The sequence below is a fragment of the Halolamina salina genome (genome assembly GCF_042678005.1).
Taxonomy (GTDB): domain Archaea; phylum Halobacteriota; class Halobacteria; order Halobacteriales; family Haloferacaceae; genus Halolamina; species Halolamina salina.
Window position 1 is genome coordinate 1 of record NZ_JBHUDH010000143.1, and the last position, 17,475, is coordinate 17,475.

The following is a 17,475-nucleotide window of genomic DNA, read 5'->3' on the forward strand; positions in this document are numbered from 1 at the left end:
CCGCCGCCGCGACCGCAGCGACGGCCGGTACGGCAGCCGCCCAGTCCGAGACCGAACAGCAGGACCTCGTTCCCAACTTCGACAGCGAGTACACGCCCCAGCCGCGGCTCACGGGCGCGCAGTTCCGCGTGACCGAGCACGACGTGGCCGACATGGGCGAGCTCGACTACGTCGACAACGACGGGAACATCAAGTCGTTCACCGAGGAGTTCGGGGCCGTCCTCGCCGAGCCGCCGGAGGCGGACGACGAGACCCACAACCCTGTGGGCTTCCACCCTAGCGAGATCGACACAAGCGAGTACACCGCGTTCCCGCGAGACGTGACGCGGACCAACGCCGACGGCGAGGAAGAGCCCGTCTCCGCGCTCGACGCCCAAGAGTGGACGACCGACGCCTCGAGCACTGCCGGCTCGATCACCGTCGGCGACGCCGAAGACGCGCTCACGGTCTCGACCTCGAGTCAGACGAGCGGCGATGTGGCCTCGGCGACGTTCTCGAACTTCACGATCGACTCCGGCGAGCAGCGGAAGATGCTCCAGTTGGTCCTGGACGTGAACACGCTCGAGGCCAGCGCAGTGGTCAACGTGAAGGCCGTCGACGCCGGCGGTGCGTCGGTCGTCACGACGATCGACTCGGCGGCCGACTCCGCGGCAGAGTCGACGATCGCGACCACACAGGGTCAAGGGATCGTCTACCAAGTCGAGCTCGGGAAGCTGTCCGGCGGGACGAACCTCGACACGCTCGAGGAGATCGTGATCGAGATCTCCGAAGCCAACGCGGACCTGACGATCCACGGCCTGAACCTCGAACTCGACACGGAGTGGACCTTCGGCGAGCGCGAAGTGTACGACTCCGCGGAGGAGACGGTGGTCACGGAGACACTCGTCGAGCCGACGGGGATGTCGTGGATCACGTCGCTCTCGACGCTGACCGAGCAGTTCAGCGACGCGACGATCCGGAACCTCGAGTACAAGACGCAGGTCCGCGCAGACGAGTCGCCCGCGAGTAACTGGGACGCGGCGATCGAGCCGGTCGAGCGCGGTACCTACTCCCATCGCTTCAAGATGGCTGGCGGGCTCGAGGTTCCCGGAGGCCTGTACGACGTAGACGTAGTCAAGGCGGGGACGCTGGTGGGCGAGGTCCGGCACCCGGAGAGCGCCTATCAGACCGTCGAGTACGCACACGACCTCTCCTCGCTACCGACGCTGGACAATCTCGATGAAGTATCGTGGACTGATGTCACCAATCACTTCCAAGACGCCGAGATGGAGGCCGAGGTGACGATCTCGCAGAATGCTAGCGCGGGCGACCAGATCGGCATCCACGCGGTCGTGACCGAGGACGAGGGGATCGTCACCGAGATGGCGGTCTCGTCCGGCTCCGGCGGCGGCGGTGCTGCACCGATGTCGAACAACAGCGGCGGGTTCATGAGCGATCCGATCGGCTGGATCGTGGCTGCTCTGACCGGCGTGGTCGGCACGCTGGGCATCTGGAAGGCCCGAGGCTCGGGTCAGGGGCAGTAGGATGGCCGACGACTACACTGCCCAAGACGCGGTCGAAGACGGGACTACTGGCGTCGAGGAGCAAGGCGTCGGTGGCTACGCGCAGGGCGCGGTGATCGGCTCGTCGCTCTCGGCGCTCGGGATCGCGATCGCGAGCTTCATCCTGAACCTCCAGTCGACGATCTTCGAGCCGATCGGCGCGTTCACGGGATCGATCGCTGACTACATCGGAGGGACGATCGGCGCGCCGGTGATCATCACTGACGCGGGCGCGGAGACTTCCGCCGAGTCGTTGGCTACGGGTACAGCGTCGTTGCTGGGGCCGTTCGCGTTCCCGGTCGCGGTGCTGGTCTCGGTCGGTGGGATGAGCATCTTCCTCTGGTGGATCACGAACACGGAGATCAACCCGCTCTCGGTGTTCTCCGACGAGGACGAGTAACATGAGCGGCGCCGACACCGACCCGGACCAGTACATCGAGGGGGGCTCTATCGTCTGGACCGGACGGAAGGGCCTCGCGGCCGGGATCGTCGGCACGTTCGTCACCCTCCTCGGGTGGATGTACGCGTCCTTCATCGATCTGATCGTGACCGGGATCAACGGCGTGATCTCGGGCTACGGGTCGTGGTACGCGAAGCTGCTGAGCGCCCCGTTCGAGGCCGGAGCGGGCGAGGTAGAGGCTGCGATCGAGACGGGCAGAACGGCGATCACATCGTGGGGACTGCTGGCGTTCCCGATGGCAGTGCTCGTGACCGTGCTATCGCTGTCCCTGATCCTCTGGGGGGTGTCTCGCTTTGTCTAGTGATTCCTCGCTCAACACGATGAGCGGCGGATCGAGCGGGAGCACCTCCGGAGACGGTTCGAGTGGGAGCTCCTCCAACGGAGGCTCCGCGATGGAGAAGTTCGCGAACGACCCGGACGGGTACATTCGCGGCGTCGTGCTGTCGATCTTCGTCGGCGGGATTCTCGGACTGGTCTCAGCGGTCGTGGGCTCCGGGATCAACGTCATCTCGACGATTCGCGGAGTGCTCCTCGGCGGCGGCTCGGAGATCGCTTCGCAGCTGGGGAAGATCGGGGACATGTTCGTCTCGGTCGCTGTCGACACGCCGATCAGTGCGATAGGCGGGATCGCGGAGTCGGCCGGGGTTTTCGCCCCGTTGGTCTCGGCACTGATCTTCGCCGCGGTGGCGGCGATCACGGCAGCGCTGCTGTACGCGACCTACCGACTGGTGGTGATCATCACATGAGCAAGCGCGACGGCGGGCTCGCTCTCGGGATCGGGGGAGTGTTCGCAGCGGGCGCGGATCTGCTGATCAACGGCGGAGGCGCGCTCATGCTCGCGCTCGACTTCTTCCTGAACCAGAGCGGGCTGATCTACATGGTCACGGCGAGGCTGGCGGCGGCGGCGCCGAACGTGGCGTGGCTGCCGGTCGGGCTCTTCTCGAGCCTCTCGACGGCTATCGCCCTCGTGACGGCCGTGTACGGGCTGTATCGGATAGCGAAGAACCTCAACGAACGACGGAACTCAAACTCATGACGGATTCCGAACAGATGAACGACGAACAGACACCCCGCATGCGGGGGGAGGTCGATCGACGATGATCCCCCTCTCGACGCTCGCCGTCGTGGCGGCCCTGGGCGGCCTGCTGTCAGTGGTCGCGCTGTGGGTGATCAACTACCGATCTACCGAGGACGCTCCGAAAGCGACCTCGAGGACCACGGAGACGGTCGTGGGCGTGCTCTCGGCGGCGGTGTTCAGCATCGTCGTCGCGGTCTCTGAGTTCACGGGGCTGATCGGCACCGTGGGCGACGTGGTCGCGACCTCGCCCGCGGGCGTCGGACAGGCCGTGCTCGGGTTCCTCGCGATCGCCGGCTTCGGCGGTTGGCTCGAGATCGGCGTCGTCGGCGGGACGATGATCGTGGTCGCAGTGCTCGGGATCACAACGGCGGTGAGGAACTGACATGCGGGGACGCTCCCGCGGTGTGGTCGCCGTCGTGGCGCTGCTCGCGCTTCTCGCGGTCGCTGCGGGAGCGCCGACTGTCACCGCCCAAGAGAACGAGACGGCCAACACGACCGCGAACACGACAGTAGAGACCGGCCCCTACACGCTTGAAGAGCTTCGGGACCGGGGCGTCCGTGGGTCTGAGACCGCACCACCCTCGGTTCGTCGATACGGCGACGGCCAGCTGTGGCTTCGGTACGCTCTGACGGGACTCGGCTCCTCGGCCGGGAACCCGGCGACGTACAACTACCTGAGCAGCGGGACGACCGTCAAGCGCGACGAGGTCTACCTCGGCGGGTTCCTCGGCTGGGACACGACGACTGAACTCGACGTGGAGCTGGTGTACTGGCAGAAGGGTCAGGTCCGCGTCGAGGACGAGGAGGGGAACGTCCGGTACGAGCCGGCGGCGGTGAACCAGACGGTCGAGGAGACGAGCGTGACGCTCTCGGGCGGGTACGACCGGGAGTCGATCGACCTGCTGACCAGCTACGACGAGCTCGAGCGCGTGACGATGTTCGTCTCCGGCCCAGACGGGGACGCGACATGGCGGTTCAACATCAAGACCTCAGTGCTCGCGCAGCCGGTCTCGATCGACACGCGCAGCGACCTCGCACTCTGGGGACTCGGCTTCGTGCTGCTCATGCTGGTGCTCACGCTTGCGCTCATGAAGCTGGCCCACCGGCTGCACGAACGCGCCGGGAAAGGGCCGGGCTACCCGATCTGGCTCTACATCGCGGGGGCGTTCCCGATCGGTTTCCTGACGTTCGTGCTGGGCTACCAGCAGGTGCTCTCGACGGTCGCTGAGGCGCCGTGGATTCTCATCCCGTTGGTCGCGCTGTTCGCGACGATCGCGGCGATCAACTGGTGGGGTGACGACACGGAGAGCGTCGGCGTCGTCCACGTCGACATGACCTCGCCGCAGGCCCACGAGGACGGGTCGGGGGACATCCCGGTCAGGGTCGAGTCCTACGAGGTCGCGGAGGTCGACGGCGTCCGCGGGCTCGTGGTCGACGGGATCACGCCCTACCTCGCGCGGGCTCGAGGAGCGATCCCGGAGCTCTCCCTGTTCTGCGGGGGCGAGGAGCGAACCGAGGATCCGAGCCTCCGGTTCCCGGGCCGAGGGAGCTACGACACGATCTACTTCGCGGACCCGTTCGAGTCGGACCCGACGACGGTCAAGCGGGAGGGCTGGTCGCTCTCGCACCTCTACGAGCCACCGGAGACAGACCCGGATGCGGGGGCCGTGGACCAGATCGTCGATCAGCTCACCGCGGTCGCGTGGGAGCGACTGATCCCGGCGGCCGGGATTCTCGCGGCCGGCTGGCTCCTCGGCGGCCTGCTGGTCGCGAGCTCGGCGATCGGCCTGCTCGTCTCAGCGATCCCGGCGGCGATGTACGCCGGCCAGCCCGTGAAGGGGTTCGCCGAGTGGCACCTCGCACCGGCCTCGTACGGGAGTGTGCTGGTCGCACTCGTCGACGCGAAAGAGGAATTCGACGAGGTCGCTGATCGGGACTACTTCCGGCAGAAGTACCACGAGGAGATGGGCAAGAACGCCGCCGAGCACAAGCGCCAGACCGAGGAGTCGGAGCTCTCCCGGTTCGAGCAGGTCATGGAGGAACTCAACGGCGACGTGCCGGAGGACCTCGACTCCGAACTGACCCAAGACAGCGCCCAGCAGGCGCGCACGGAGGCGGCGAGCGATGACTGATCTCTCGCCGCCGGAGTTCGGTGCCGACGCCACGAGGGCGGCGCTGGAGACGCTCTCGCGTGACCAGCGCGACCTGATCCGGTCATGGCTGGCGGGCTTCGAGAGCCGCGAGGACCTCCTCCGCTGGTGCCACGAGGCGTCGGTGCTGACGCTCGGCTACCTCGATCGAGAGTGGCACCTCGAGCGGCTCATGTCCGGCTCGGAGCTCTCGACGCACATCGTCACCGACCAGCGGTTCCGATGGGTTGACGAGGGCGACACTGCGCTCGAGCCCGAGCACGCCCGCGAGTACAGAACCGTCCTCGCGAGCGAGGACCTGATCCCGGCGTGCCGGTCGGCGCTGCGCTCGATCCGGTGGTCGACGGTGGAGCGCACCCACGACCACGACGAGGACAGCCCGATGCGGGTGGACCCGGAGGTCCAGAGCGATCCGGCGATGCGACCCGCGATCACCGAGGCGGCCGAGCGCCAGGAGTGGGTGATCGACCGCGGCCTCGAGGGCTTCGGCTCGCTGGACGACGTGGTCGAGACGTGGGTCCCGACCGCGATCCAAGCGTCGTTCGGCGAGATCGACGAGGACCTCGCAGCGGACTTCTGGCGCGAGCAGCCGCTTCGAGAGATGTTCATCGAGCGCCGGTACGACGACGGCGCCCCGCGGTTCTTCCGGGAGACGTTCATCGCGAGCGAGCTGCTCGGGCCGTTCAACCTCGCGATCGCAGAGCTTGCTGACCGCGCCGGAGAGGCTGTCTCCGGCGGAGAGACGACCGACCACAGCCCAGCTACCTACCCCACTTCATGAGCAAATCACTACGCACCGAGGTTCAGACCGAGTCGGAGATCCGGCAGCAGATGTCGCAGGTCTTCGACACGCACGACAAGTCCGCTCAGGCACGCGGAGATCCGACGCTGCCCAACCACAACGACGGGCAGGACATGTACAAGTCGCTCGGGATCGCGCCGTTCCACAAGTACCTCGCGCTGAACGAGAAGCGCGGAAAGAACGTCGCAACGTATCCCTCGGCATGGGTCACGCCGCTGGTCCACATGCGAGAGCGCGAGATCGAGCTCGTCGAGCAGCTGGTCGGCGAGGTCGACTTCGACCCGGACGAGCCGTACCCGAGCCACGAGGCGCTCGAGGACTTCCCCCGACCACGGGCGAAGGTGCTGGAGTGGATCGCCGACGACGATGGGCACCGGGTAGCGCCGAAGGCTCAGGGTCGCCGGACGATCGACGCGTGGACCGCTGGCGGCTCCGACTACCTCGCGTACGGGAAACCCGGCTCGGGGAAGTCGACGCTGATGGACTTCACCGCCTCGGTGCTTCAGGGCGTCAACAACGAGACGGTGCTGCTGGCGGACACGATGGACGACAGCGGGACCAACGACCGCGCTGAGTGGCTGCCGCTCGCACCGTGGGCGACGATCGCGGTGCCGGAGGGAATCCCGGTGGAGGTCCGAATCGTCCCGAACTCGCCCGAGGTCTCGTCGTTCGTGGTCGGCCTCGAGGACATCTGCCGGGACGTGATCCGGTACTCGTCGCCGCTCGATCTCCTCGGTCAGCTGATCGAGGGACAGTTCTACGTCGTGTTCCCGGACCCGCTCCATCGCGGGTGCGAGGACGTGAGCAGGTTCGCGTACCACCCGCCCGGGCGCGTGACGCCGGTCGGCGAGGAAGGACCGTCGTCGCCGACGCCGGCGGACCAGTGGTGGTTCGCGTTCGTGCAGGGGCGGATCAAGTCGGACCTGTTCACGCACTGGACCTCGCTGATGTTCGACGAGGCGGGGAACATCTTCGATCCGGACGCGCAGAAGGACGAGCACGAAGAGTACCAGAAGGTCCGGAACTTCGCGAAGGACTTCGCTGACGCCCGGAAGAAGGGTGTGAGCGTCTACTCGTACTCGCACGCGCTCTCGGAGGTGAGCCACTTCTTCCGCGCCAAGCAGCGCTGGTGGATCACGATGAACGGCATGACGCCGCCGATCGGGAAGACGCTGCCCGGCGACAAGACCTGCCCCATCCCGACGAGTCGCTACACACGGGATATGGGCAAGGGCGAGGCCATGGTGTGGAACGACTCGAACTACGCCTCGATCAACTGGCCGAACATCAAGCGCGGAGCCCGCCTCGACGCGGAGGTCTCCATCGACTTCGACTTCGAGGCGGTGGGGCTATGACGGGTCGATCGACGATCTCGCGAGAGCGCGTTTTCTCGCGAAGATCGAAAAGAAGCGATCGAACCCGGGGGTCGCGTCGAAGATCGACCTCTCCACGGTCTGATATGCCGATCGAGATCGCGGGATCAGTTGGCCTCGCACGCGCGCGTGGCTTAATCTTCAACTGGGAGCACCCCCCGGGGGTGGGGTTCAGCGGCACCTCAGCACACACTGGAGGAGAAACATGACGAGAATCCGAGAACGAACTTTCGCGACGTTCATCGCGTCGCTGTTGGTGGTGTCGATGTTCGGCGCGGCGGTCGTGCCGGCGCCCGTGAGCGCTGCGGACGGACCCGAGGGCATGGTCGCGCTCGGGAGCGGGCAGATAAGCGAGGACGTGCCCGAGGGCGCGGATCTGCCCATCCGCGCGAGCGACCTCGAGGGTGCAGTTTACGCGAGCGAGCACGCGGGATCGCTCGAGGTCGTGCTCACGACGCCCGAGCGGGCGGACGAGCACTTGGGGCCGAACGCGAGCGTGGTCGCGAACGACGAGGTCGCGATCGTGCTGCGCGACGACGAGGTCCACGAGGGCCGCGACGTTGCGGTCGGTCTCGACGTGCTTGAGAAGGGCGTCGGGTTCGTCCCGAAGGTCGCGTACGGGACGCATGAGAGCGGCGAGGAGTGGCGCTCACCGATCGAGCGCGAGGGCACAGTCGGCGTGTTCCACGTCCCGGAGTTCTCGTCGAACAGCGTGACGTTCACCGGCGGGATCAAGCTGGACGGCGACGCCGCCGGCAACGGGACGCAGTACCAGTACGAACTGAGCTCGCTGGACGGCGTCGACGACTTCTCGATAAATGTGACGGGCGTGACTAACAGCGAGTGGGATAACGTTTCCGCGAATACACTATCAGACGGCGACACAGCAACGCTCGACATCAGCGGCAACCTCGATCCGACTGGCCCGGCCAGCGGCAGCCCGGAAGTGACATTCAAACCGGCCGAGGCTCCGGTTTATAACCCGCTCAACGGCGAAGGAGACGGCAATACCGACGCGAGCCGGTATGTGATCGGCGACGACGGCACCGGGAACGGTATCAAGGCCGGGATTATGATCCAACCGGATCAAAACGTGAATGTCAGCGAGTTGCGGCCGTACATTGGCGCTACTGACGGATCGGGGTATTCCGCATCTGTCGACATTTACATCAGCCAAGGGACGCCCGATTCGACATGGGCGGAGGGAACTCTCGTCAAAAGCGGGTGGGAACCCTCGTGGTCGTCGGGCCGTCAATCGGTGCCTCTCGACTCAAATATCGAGCTTACTGCCGGCACGAACTACACGGTTGAGTTCGTGACTACCAACTCCGACAGCGACGGAGCTAACGATCACCTCCAGCTCGCATTTGACTGGGACGGCTCAACGTCCTCGACGTATACCCGAAGCGTCGGAACCACCGCTCTCGATGGCTACTGGGCCGATATCCAGTTAGTACAGAATGAGGTGACTGATCCCGGACTCGACATCGACGGCGACGGATCGCTTGAAGCGTCTTACTCGGGGACGCTATCGGGGAGCGAGAGCGTGACACGCACGTTATCGAGCCTCTCGGTCAGCAACGACACGGTGACGGTATCGGCGACGAGCGGTGCCGTGGATATTGAGGTTGACCTGAAAGAGCGAACCCAGACGGAAGACCCCGGTGTGATAGTTAACGGCTACGAGACCACCCACGACGGTGTCCTCGACAAGAACGAGACGATCTCGCTCGCGACGAACGAGGCGTGGCTCCGCGAGGGGACGAACAACGTCACGGTCACGACGAATAGCTCCGCCGGCGGGCCTGAGTCCCTCGTCGGCTTCGAGTACAGCCACGACGCCGCGGGGACGACGAAGAGCGTCAGCGTGGAAGCGACGAGCTGGACCGAGTCGTTCAACGTCTCGCACACGTTCCCGAGCGCGGTGGCCGACGCCGAGTCGACGCTGACGTTCAACGAGCATGTCGTCGAGATCAACGCGGTGGAGGTCCGACGCAACGGCGGTTCGTGGAACGAGACGAACGACTACACGCTGAACGGTACCGATCTGACCGTCCAACTCGGCGACGTGGCCGCGGATTCGGAGATCGACATCCGAGCGACGGGCTACAAGGTCGGCGTCCGGAACGGCGCGATCGACGTGCTCGAGCCGACCGTCGACGGCGACAAACTCGACACGAAGATCGAGATCGAGAATCGTAGCGAGAACTTCGCACTCGATCTCTCCGGGATGGATCGCGTTCACTACGCCGCTGAAGAGACGTGGACGGGCGACAGCGCCTACGTCACGGTTGACTCCGGCGGCGATCAGCTCCTCCACTTCGCGGACGCGAACGAGGGGAGCACTGCGCGCGTCCGCACGATCCCGCTCGAGGTCGAGCCGGTCGACGGCGAGATCGCGGTCCACGTCGAGAACCCGGAGGCGCCGCGCTTCCGGTTCTCCGACGAGGGAGTCGCGGGATCGTCCTCCGTCGACGTGACCTACCACGACACGACCGCGGGGAACCGCTACGTCCTCTGGTCGGTGACGCAGTCCCGCGAGATCGACGCCGATCGCGCGGAGAGTCCGGTCCAGTTCTCGACGGGGCTCACGTCCGCACAAACGTTCGAGATCCGGCAGCGTGACCGCTCTGACTCCGTCGGCGGCGTGGTGCCGCAACAGCAGTCGCCAGGTTCGTCGGCGCCGCTGGTGCTGGTCGTGCCGGCGGTCGGGATCTCGGTCGCGGGCCTGTTCTGGGCCGGGCGCCGGTTCGGTGGTGCGTCGGGCATCCGGGGCAACGCTCTGCTCCTCGTCGGTTCGACGATCGTCGCCGTCGCCGCGCTCGAACTCGTCTCGCCGGGGACGATCTCCTCGATCTGGCGGGCGACCGTGTTCGCACTCGGCGACGCAGCAGCGAGCGGCGTCGGCGCGGTGATCGCGGCGATCGCCGTGTTCTTCGGGCTCTGGCAGATCAACGCCCGGACGAGCGCCGACGTGCCGTGGTGGGTGACGATCCCGACCGTCGGGATCGCGTCGATCATGGCGCTCGAAGCGATCCGGCCGGGCTCGGTCCTCGGCGCGCTTCAGGGTGTGCTCGCCGAGGTCGGCGGGCTGGTCGTGCTGATCGTGCTGGGGATCGTCGCGTACGTGATCTATCAGCGCCAGAAGACCCAGCAGGCCGAGGCATCGACGCCGGACACGCAGGTCGAACTGGACCTCGGAGAGGGGGAGAACTGAGCCATGTCGGCGGTGCTCGACGTGCTCCGGATGCTCGGCGTTCAGGGCGGCGCGCTGGCGTCCGTGGCGTGCCTGATGGTCGTGTTCTACCTCTTCCGGGCCAAGAGCGCCGGCGCGCGTATGGCGTCGCTGGGCGCGGCTGTGGTCGCGTACACAGCGGCAACGCTGGTCGCGATCGCGGCAGCACTAGCGTTCGGCTGGATCGACCCGAACCCGGGCGTGATCACCGAGCATCTGGGCAACGCGTTTCGAGTCCTCGTCGAACAGGGCAGCGGGCCGGGTCGGCGGTTCGTCCGCTGGGCCGTCGACGCGCTCGCGGGTGGCAGCGCATGAGCCTCGATCGCGTCAAGGGCGCGGTGACGCTCGTGTTCGCGTTCACGTTCTTCGGATGGGCGCTCTTGCACAGCGTTCTCGGCTGGTGTACGCGCTGGGGCTGCGGCCGGAGCCCGATCGGTATGTGGGTCGCGTCGCTGGGGAGCTGGGGAGAGTTGCTCGTCACCGGCGTCGAGGAGATCCGCATCGTGCTCGCCGTGGTCGCGATCTCGGCCGTCGTGATCAGCGTGGTCAAGGCAAAGGTGGGCGCTCTCGCGGACCGTTTCTAACCCCCCTTCGTTTCATCTGCTTCAACTGGAGATTTCTGCGTGCGGTGGGGGGCGGTGCGGTGTATTTTGCTGTCCCTGTCCCGTTAGGGACTCAACCAGGTAGGGGATTCATTGTCTAGGCGGCAAGGAAGCCTGCATGCCCGCCAGTCGAGAGGTTACATTTCGGAAAAGGTCCGACGCTAGTGAGGATATGCTATCGATGAGTGTTTCTGGCGACCTCGAGCGTCGTCGGTCTGTCTATTTCACAGATCAGAATCCAGAGTTTGTGATCGAGGCAACGAATATCTCGGATGCTTCCATCGGTGGTAGAGTGATTGCCCGGGTAGAGTTCGATGAATCAGACGATGACTACGGGGAAGAGCACGCAAGCATTAACCTCGGATTGGAGCCAGGCGAGAGCACAACTGGGACTCTGAACCCGGATATGATTTCACACCGAGGCCATGCTGCGGTAAGGATTGACACTGCGGTGGTCCACGAGTCAGATGGCGACTACGATTACGAAACAAGGAATAGATCAGGCAATAGACGAGCTAGGGCCTATACATTCATGGTGTACGACAGAGATTACTATAGAGTAAACTACCTTCTCCCAAGATACGCACAGTATCTGGCTGCCTTCCTCTCGGTACTGATTGTTGGTGTCGGAGTCATACAGATCATAGGAACCTGAAGGAGCCACAACCTCCGCTTCCCGTGCATCAACTGGAGATGCTGAGCGGTGCGGGGGTATTTTTCTGGATGTCCCTTTTAGGGACACTCCCTAAGGGGATCCTCGCACCGAGTGCGAGAGGACCGCGCTGTCGCGGCGGGTCAAGCGTATCGATCGGGACGATCGAGAGCGCTCCAAGGACGAATATGCCGCTGGGACGCGGAGTTACTTATAAAGAACAGAACCGTTGGATAGTGATGCCTCTCGTCAGTCGCGGCGCTACCAGGTGATCTTCGAGCCCACGCGCCGGGAGTTCGGACCGTGGAGTACGTCGGGAGCCTCGTAGCGGAGCTGGGCGAACTCGGATACGTCTCGACCGGCCGAGGTCCACGCCTCACGCCCTTCGCGAAGAATGTCGTCGACGTACGGAGCGTCGAGACTCTTCATCTCGGAGAGCACCATGTCGAAGCGTAGAACGCCGCCGTCGTCGCCGTCACCGTCGTCCCTGACAAAGCGAGCGCCGTACTTGTCCATCCACTTCGAGAACGCGCTGTCGGCGGCACTCCGTGTCTCCAGACGCGCGAGCTTCGCCACGCGGTTCCCCGCGTTCACGACGTGCTCCTCGAGCCGGTCGACGACGGAAGCGATCTCCTGGCGTAGCTTCTCGCTCTGGAGTTGAATCAGCCCGTTGTCGTTCTCGATCACGTCATCGCCCAGCTGAGCGAGTGCACGGTAGATCTGGCTGATGGAGTACCCGGTCTCGTCGGCTACCTGCTGAACGGGCTGGCCGCCGTCCGTCGCTAGTCGCTCCAGGACAGACTGGGAGGACGGCATCAGATCGTTCAGCGTACGAGCGACCAAGAGCTCCTGTTCGGCCTCGAGTTCGGGTGTTGGGTCAGAGATGATCGCGATATCCCGTTCCGATTCGGATATCCCGAAGTGGTCGTCTTCGACGAACACGGTCTCGTCCGGTTGGATCGGGATGCCCGACCACTCCAGAACGTTGTGAACTGTCTCCTCAAGTTCCCGGAGTAGGTCGTCGCGATCCCCCCATCGGACCGAGTCGTGGTCGTTCAGGGACTTGTGAAACGCCACCCCGAACTTCGGTGAGGAGAGCGCGTCGTCGCTGCTCTCCTCTTCGCGGATGTGCTTCGGGTGGTAACACTTCAGACGCTTCCCCAGACGGTTCCCGGGAATCATTTCGTGGCTGGCGGAGGGGCCAACCTCGAAGGCGTGCCGCTTCGCGACGCCATCCTCATTGTTCCCCGAGTACGCCCACGTCGTGTTGTCTCGGGTGTTCATCAGGTGCATCAATCGGTAGAACGCGCCGTCCGAGCGCGTGAGCTTCCGGCTGTACTCCCGCATCAGTCGGACGTAGAGTTCGCAGGTGACGATGCTACTGTCGTCGCGGATGTTTCTGAAATAGGAACGGCTGAAGTCACTCCCAACTGCATCGGCGAGAGCTTGGACCGACTGGGCGAGGAGGTACTGGTACTCCTCGAGGCCGAGGTTACTGCCCTGGACGTGAACGTCGACACCGTCACCACCGCACCACGGGATGTTGGCTTCCTCACCGTCTGAGGCTTTCTCCATCCCGTCGAAACGCGGGGAGATGTTGTAGTCGGCGCCCGCTTCATCGGGGCCGTCGGCGTGGAGGTTCAGCTCCCAGAGGCGTCCGTCGATCGGATCCTCGGGTCGTGCTGCGATCCCGCTCTCGGAGTAGTAGATCTTGATCACCCAGGTACGGCCGCCGATCTCGGTTTGCGTCTCGATCTTCCCGTCACCGGCCAGCACGAGCTGGCAGAGCGCGTGATAGGGAGAGAGACCGTTCTCGGTGAACCACCAGAACATGTCCGCTTCGTGATTCGCGGGCGCTTGTCGAGGCTGGCTCACACCGACCCACCCCGATCATCGTCCAGCAGGTCGTGACGAACGTCGACGACGTTCCAGAACGTCGCAGTCTGACACTCGTGGCAGACGTGTCGAAACGTCCCGGTCTTAATCTCATCGGGATCCTCGGCATCGAGTTCGTCGAGCGTGACCCGCTTCGTCGTCTTCCGATCGCGACCGCTCGAGGAGCAGCCGATACAGATGGCGTCGACGGGGATGCCGACTTCACCGGCCTTTGGGCCTAAGGCTTCGGTCAAGCCGACTCACCTCCGGAGACCGACTCCGAATCGGGCCGGTAGTAGTGCCCGCCTCCGGAGGATCCGATCGTGAGATCGTCCGGACGGTGTGGGCAGCCGATCAGGTGCCCGTACTCGGTGCCGTCGGACGGGCTACGGGTGCAACGCGCTTTGCAGGTCCCGCACCGGAACTCGGAGTCCTTCTCGGTTCCGAGCGTGCCCGTGTGCGGATTCACGCGGACCACCTTGTACAGACTGAGCGCTGGTTAGACCAACGGCTCAGAGACTGAAGGATGGATAGAGAGCCCTGAGCGGTCGAATTGTCCCGACTCAGGAGGATGTGGTATGGGACCGCCGAGATTCGAACTCAGGTCCTACCGACCCCATCGGCAGAGGATACCACTACCCTACGGTCCCGCACGTAGAGACAGCGCCGTCCGGCAGTTAAGCACTTCGCTTCGTTTCCTCCACACCGAGAGCCCTACTCGGCGTCCCGCGGCGCCACCAGCGCGCCGTCGTCGCGGGCCGCCATGCTGAGCACCGCGTCCCCCTCGTAGGCCGCCAACCCCTCCTTGCGGCCGAGCACGTAGCCGTCGTGCTCCGCCTCGATCGTGTCCAGTCGTTCGCCGGCCGCGCTCACCACGTCCGCGACGACCTCGCCCGCCTCGACGGCGTCGCCCGCCTCGACGCGGTGGCGCAGGAGGCCGGCCGTCTCGGTCCGCGGGCCGCGGAACCGCCGGACGGGGAACTCGACCGGCGACTCGAACGCCCCGGGTTCCTCGACCGCGTCCGGCCACTCCCGGAGCATCCCGAGTTCGTCCATCACGCCGTAGGCGGCGGCGACGCCCGCCGCCCGGGCCGCCTCGGTGACGACGCTGTGGCCGCCGAGTTCGGTCGTGAACGCCGGGATGCCGGCGGCGTTGCAGACCGCGCCGGCCGTCGATCGCTGGAGTCCCTTGTCGACGTACTCCTCGGCGGGGTACTCCGTCAGCACCGGCAGCCCCGTCGCCTCGACCAGCGCCTCCAGTTCGTCCGCCAGCGCCTCCGCCTCCGATTCGGTCCGGCGCTCGCCGTACAGCACGCGGTCCCGGATCACGAACGGGTGGGAGTTCACGCCCGCGGTGTGGTTGTCGATCAGCGCGTCCGCGGAGTCGACGATCGTGTCGTAGAGGCGCTCGTCGATCCGCTCCTGCACCTCCGGGGGCGTCGAGGAGTCGCTCTCGGGGTCGGGGAACTTCCGGTTCGGGTCGTCGTCGCCGTAGTAAGAGGTCCGGACGTTCCGACGCAGCCCCGCGGGGTTGACCACCGGGACGGCGACGACCGCACCCGAAATTCGCTGGGGGAGGTCCTCGCGCATGACGTCCTGCGTGACCGCGACGCCGGTGGCCTCGTCGCCGTGGACGCCGCCGGTGATCCACAGCGTCGGCCCCGCTTCTGCCCCGTTCGCGACGATCACGGGCAGTCGCTCGGGGATTCCCGTCGGGAGGTCGGTGAGTTCGAGGTGGCCGCGTGCCAGTTCGCCGGGCGCCGCGCTCGCGGTGCCGATGTCCATGCCCGGAGTCCGGCGGCCGCGAGCAAGAAGCTACGCCCCGGGTCGGCGTTTGCCGGGACCCTCCGTCAGAACAGGCTCAGCACGAACTCGACCACGTCGAGGAACCCGTGGAACAGCCGTCGATGGAGGCTCCGGTCGTCGTCATCGTCTGCCGGGAGGCCGTCGTCCGCCTCGGCCGAGGGACCGTCGGTGTCGTCACCCATCGTCGCCGGACGGTGTGCGAGAGCCGGCAAAAAGTCGTCGCCTACACCAGCACCCGCTCCAGCGAGACGACCTCGCCCGATTCGCTACCCGGATCGCCGACCAGCTTTCCGAGACAGACCGCGCTGCCGTCGGGCGTGTAGCACGCGAGCAGGTCGTCGTCGCCGGGGTCGAGGGCGGCCGCGGCGTCGTCGGTCTCGAGGACGCCCGGCGCGTACACGGGCGCGCCGTCGGCCACTTCCACGGCCGCGCTTCGGGCGATCGTCACCGCGGGCAGGTGCTCCATCGCGCGCTCGGCGGGAGAGACCACCTCCCGGAGGAACTGTTCGTAATCGTCCTCGCGCGCCCACGCGAGCCCGTCCGCGAGATCGTGGAGCGTCCGGAGGTCGGTGTCGTCGAACGGCCCGGTCGCGGTGCGGCGGAGGTCACCCATGTGTCCGCCGGTGCCGAGCGCCAGCCCGAGGTCGTGACAGAGCTTCCGGATGTACGTCCCGCTCTCACAGCGGATCCGGAGAAGCGCCTGTCGGTCCTGCAGCTCCAGCAGGTCGAGGTCGTAGATCTCCCGGGAGCGAAGCCGGCGGGCGACCGCGCTCTTTCGCGGCGGCTTCTGGTAGATCTCGGTTTCGAACTCCGCGAGCGTCGACTCGAGGTCCGTCGGCGGGAGTCCGTGGAGTTCGAGGACGGCGATGTACTCCTTCCCGCCTTCGAGGAAGACGGGCGCGAGCCGGGTCGCGTCGCCGAGCATCGTCGGCAGACAGCCCGTCACTTTCGGGTCGAGCGTCCCCGCGTGGGCCGCGCGGTCGACGCCCGCGAGCTCGCCGACCCACGCCGCCACCTGGTGGGCCGAGGGGCCGGCGGGCTTGTCGAGGTTGACGACGCCGAAGGAGAGCAGCGCCTCGACGGAGCGCTCGCCGGGCGGGTCGCGGAGCGGGTCAGTCACGGTCAGAAGTCGTAGCGAATGCCCTCGACGGGCTGTTTCCCCTCGTCCTGTTCGGGGTCGTAGCGCTCGACGGCGGCGGTGAGCATGTCGGGGACGACCGTCTCGCCCCAGCGCGCGGTGTTGATCGCGGCGTCGTAGATCGAGAGGTCGTGGATGTCGATGTCGTAGAGGTCGGCGTAGCGCTTGGCCTCGCTCTGCTCGCGGCGCTCGGTCGTCGCGCGGGCCTCCGGAACGGTCTTGTCCTCGCGGTCGGCGATTCGCTCGGCGCGCACGTCGAGCGGGGCGTCCAGCCAGAACCGCAGATCCGCGTGTTCGGCGGCGAGCCAGCCCGCGAGCCGGGACTCGAGCAACACGTCGTCGCGGGAGGCGGCGATGGTTCGGAGCCGTCGGTCGAGATCCTTGTCGATCTGTTCCTCCTCCTCGGCGAGCTCGTTGAACTCGACGGGCGTGTACCCCCGCTCGTCGGCGAGCTGGCGGAAGATGTCGCCGCCGGAGATGTACTCCAGATCGAAGCGCTCGGCGAGGATCTCGGCGTTCGTGCTCTTCCCGCTGCCCGGCGGGCCGGAGACGGTGAGTAACATAGCGCTACTCGCACGTAGAGGGGCAAAATCGTTGCCGTTCCCGCTCGTCGCCGTGGGAAGCGGTGACGCTCGCCCGCCAGCGCTTTCAGCCGCCGCGTCGACCGTCGGGTATGGAGGTTCCCGACTCCGTCTCGACTGCCCTCGCCGACCGCGATATCGCCGGGAAGCGCTGCCTCGAAGCCGGCGCGGGCGTCGGCAAC

Annotated in this window: 19 protein-coding genes, 1 tRNA gene and 1 pseudogene; 14 read left to right on the forward strand and 7 right to left on the reverse strand. The window is 66.1% G+C overall.

What is annotated here, in order from left to right; all coding sequences use genetic code 11:
* The 13 genes from ACFR9S_RS12240 to ACFR9S_RS12300 form a co-directional block, all read left to right on the forward strand.
* Window positions 1–1,523, forward strand: a 1,523-nt coding sequence (locus ACFR9S_RS12240; protein WP_379818781.1) for a hypothetical protein, incomplete at its 5' end; no start/stop codon positions are given.
* Between the two features lies 1 nt (window position 1,524).
* Window positions 1,525–1,941 carry a hypothetical protein gene (locus ACFR9S_RS12245; RefSeq protein ID WP_379730423.1) on the forward strand — a complete coding sequence of 139 codons (417 nt, stop codon included), beginning with the start codon at window positions 1,525–1,527 and terminating at the stop codon, window positions 1,939–1,941.
* 1 nt (window position 1,942) lies between these two features.
* Window positions 1,943–2,302: a hypothetical protein gene (locus ACFR9S_RS12250; RefSeq protein ID WP_379730424.1), complete on the forward strand. Its 360-nt coding sequence runs from the start codon at window positions 1,943–1,945 to the stop codon at window positions 2,300–2,302.
* 91 nt (window positions 2,303–2,393) lie between these two features.
* A complete protein-coding gene (locus ACFR9S_RS12255; protein ID WP_379730425.1) occupies window positions 2,394–2,747 on the forward strand; it encodes a hypothetical protein in 354 nt (117 codons plus the stop codon).
* Complete coding sequence (locus ACFR9S_RS12260) at window positions 2,744–3,037, forward strand: hypothetical protein (RefSeq protein ID WP_379730426.1); 294 nt, start codon at window positions 2,744–2,746, stop codon at window positions 3,035–3,037. Before ACFR9S_RS12255 ends, ACFR9S_RS12260 begins: the two co-directional genes overlap by 4 nt.
* Window positions 3,038–3,098: 61 nt before the next feature.
* Window positions 3,099–3,461, forward strand: a complete 363-nt coding sequence (locus ACFR9S_RS12265) for a hypothetical protein (RefSeq protein ID WP_379730427.1) — start codon at window positions 3,099–3,101, stop codon at window positions 3,459–3,461.
* A gap of 1 nt (window position 3,462) precedes the next feature.
* Window positions 3,463–5,211 (forward strand): hypothetical protein, encoded by a 1,749-nt coding sequence (locus ACFR9S_RS12270; protein WP_379818782.1) that lies wholly within the window; start codon window positions 3,463–3,465, stop codon window positions 5,209–5,211.
* Window positions 5,204–6,010 (forward strand): hypothetical protein, encoded by an 807-nt coding sequence (locus ACFR9S_RS12275; RefSeq protein WP_379730429.1) that lies wholly within the window; start codon window positions 5,204–5,206, stop codon window positions 6,008–6,010. Before ACFR9S_RS12270 ends, ACFR9S_RS12275 begins: the two co-directional genes overlap by 8 nt.
* Complete coding sequence (locus ACFR9S_RS12280; protein WP_379730430.1) at window positions 6,007–7,386, forward strand: hypothetical protein; 1,380 nt, start codon at window positions 6,007–6,009, stop codon at window positions 7,384–7,386. Before ACFR9S_RS12275 ends, ACFR9S_RS12280 begins: the two co-directional genes overlap by 4 nt.
* A gap of 223 nt (window positions 7,387–7,609) precedes the next feature.
* A complete protein-coding gene (locus ACFR9S_RS12285) occupies window positions 7,610–10,621 on the forward strand; it encodes a zinc metalloprotease (RefSeq protein WP_379730431.1) in 3,012 nt (1,003 codons plus the stop codon).
* Between the two features lie 3 nt (window positions 10,622–10,624).
* A complete protein-coding gene (locus ACFR9S_RS12290) occupies window positions 10,625–10,954 on the forward strand; it encodes a hypothetical protein (protein ID WP_379730432.1) in 330 nt (109 codons plus the stop codon).
* Entirely contained in the window at window positions 10,951–11,223 is a 273-nt protein-coding gene (locus ACFR9S_RS12295) for a hypothetical protein (RefSeq protein ID WP_379730433.1), read from the forward strand. The genes ACFR9S_RS12290 and ACFR9S_RS12295 overlap by 4 nt, the downstream gene beginning before the upstream one ends.
* 265 nt (window positions 11,224–11,488) lie before the next feature.
* Window positions 11,489–11,896: a hypothetical protein gene (locus tag ACFR9S_RS12300; protein ID WP_379730434.1), complete on the forward strand. Its 408-nt coding sequence runs from the start codon at window positions 11,489–11,491 to the stop codon at window positions 11,894–11,896.
* A gap of 258 nt (window positions 11,897–12,154) precedes the next feature.
* On the opposite strand, the gene ACFR9S_RS12305 is transcribed toward ACFR9S_RS12300, so the two are convergent.
* From ACFR9S_RS12305 to cmk, 7 genes are all read right to left on the reverse strand, one after another.
* Complete coding sequence (locus tag ACFR9S_RS12305; protein ID WP_379730435.1) at window positions 12,155–13,768, reverse strand: DUF7845 domain-containing protein; 1,614 nt, start codon at window positions 13,766–13,768, stop codon at window positions 12,155–12,157.
* Window positions 13,765–14,022 (reverse strand): hypothetical protein, encoded by a 258-nt coding sequence (locus tag ACFR9S_RS12310; protein ID WP_379730436.1) that lies wholly within the window; start codon window positions 14,020–14,022, stop codon window positions 13,765–13,767. The genes ACFR9S_RS12305 and ACFR9S_RS12310 overlap by 4 nt, the downstream gene beginning before the upstream one ends.
* Window positions 14,023–14,347: 325 nt before the next feature.
* Window positions 14,348–14,418, reverse strand: a tRNA-Pro gene (locus ACFR9S_RS12315).
* A 64-nt stretch (window positions 14,419–14,482) separates the two neighbouring features.
* Window positions 14,483–15,553, reverse strand: coding sequence for a succinylglutamate desuccinylase/aspartoacylase family protein (locus ACFR9S_RS12320; RefSeq protein ID WP_379818783.1), 1,071 nt, complete (start codon window positions 15,551–15,553; stop codon window positions 14,483–14,485).
* Between the two features lie 65 nt (window positions 15,554–15,618).
* The gene (locus tag ACFR9S_RS12325) at window positions 15,619–15,756 is read right to left on the reverse strand and encodes a hypothetical protein (protein WP_379732990.1); all 138 of its coding nucleotides are present in this window, start codon (window positions 15,754–15,756) and stop codon (window positions 15,619–15,621) included.
* A gap of 41 nt (window positions 15,757–15,797) precedes the next feature.
* Window positions 15,798–16,694 (reverse strand): RNA-guided pseudouridylation complex pseudouridine synthase subunit Cbf5, encoded by an 897-nt coding sequence (locus ACFR9S_RS12330; RefSeq protein WP_379818784.1) that lies wholly within the window; start codon window positions 16,692–16,694, stop codon window positions 15,798–15,800.
* A gap of 2 nt (window positions 16,695–16,696) precedes the next feature.
* Window positions 16,697–17,275, reverse strand: a complete 579-nt coding sequence (gene cmk / locus ACFR9S_RS12335; protein ID WP_379732921.1) for a (d)CMP kinase — start codon at window positions 17,273–17,275, stop codon at window positions 16,697–16,699.
* A 110-nt stretch (window positions 17,276–17,385) separates the two neighbouring features.
* Here cmk and ACFR9S_RS12340 point away from each other — a divergent pair.
* Window positions 17,386–17,475, forward strand: a pseudogene (locus ACFR9S_RS12340) (class I SAM-dependent methyltransferase); the annotation flags it as partial.

Excerpts from the sequence above, each read along its gene's own strand:
- ACFR9S_RS12265 (WP_379730427.1), top strand. The coding sequence starts at position 3,099 with ATGATCCCCCTCTCGACGCTCGCCGTCGTGGCGGCCCTGGGCGGCCTG.
- ACFR9S_RS12250 (WP_379730424.1), top strand. The coding sequence starts at position 1,943 with ATGAGCGGCGCCGACACCGACCCGGACCAGTACATCGAGGGGGGCTCT.
- ACFR9S_RS12255 (WP_379730425.1), top strand. The coding sequence starts at position 2,394 with ATGGAGAAGTTCGCGAACGACCCGGACGGGTACATTCGCGGCGTCGTG.
- ACFR9S_RS12245 (WP_379730423.1), top strand. The coding sequence starts at position 1,525 with ATGGCCGACGACTACACTGCCCAAGACGCGGTCGAAGACGGGACTACT.
- ACFR9S_RS12325 (WP_379732990.1), bottom strand. The coding sequence starts at position 15,756 with ATGGGTGACGACACCGACGGTCCCTCGGCCGAGGCGGACGACGGCCTC.
- ACFR9S_RS12275 (WP_379730429.1), top strand. The coding sequence starts at position 5,204 with ATGACTGATCTCTCGCCGCCGGAGTTCGGTGCCGACGCCACGAGGGCG.
- ACFR9S_RS12270 (WP_379818782.1), top strand. The coding sequence starts at position 3,463 with ATGCGGGGACGCTCCCGCGGTGTGGTCGCCGTCGTGGCGCTGCTCGCG.
- ACFR9S_RS12295 (WP_379730433.1), top strand. The coding sequence starts at position 10,951 with ATGAGCCTCGATCGCGTCAAGGGCGCGGTGACGCTCGTGTTCGCGTTC.
- cmk (WP_379732921.1), bottom strand. The coding sequence starts at position 17,275 with ATGTTACTCACCGTCTCCGGCCCGCCGGGCAGCGGGAAGAGCACGAAC.
- ACFR9S_RS12290 (WP_379730432.1), top strand. The coding sequence starts at position 10,625 with ATGTCGGCGGTGCTCGACGTGCTCCGGATGCTCGGCGTTCAGGGCGGC.
- ACFR9S_RS12260 (WP_379730426.1), top strand. The coding sequence starts at position 2,744 with ATGAGCAAGCGCGACGGCGGGCTCGCTCTCGGGATCGGGGGAGTGTTC.
- ACFR9S_RS12280 (WP_379730430.1), top strand. The coding sequence starts at position 6,007 with ATGAGCAAATCACTACGCACCGAGGTTCAGACCGAGTCGGAGATCCGG.
- ACFR9S_RS12320 (WP_379818783.1), bottom strand. The coding sequence starts at position 15,553 with ATGGACATCGGCACCGCGAGCGCGGCGCCCGGCGAACTGGCACGCGGC.
- ACFR9S_RS12285 (WP_379730431.1), top strand. The coding sequence starts at position 7,610 with ATGACGAGAATCCGAGAACGAACTTTCGCGACGTTCATCGCGTCGCTG.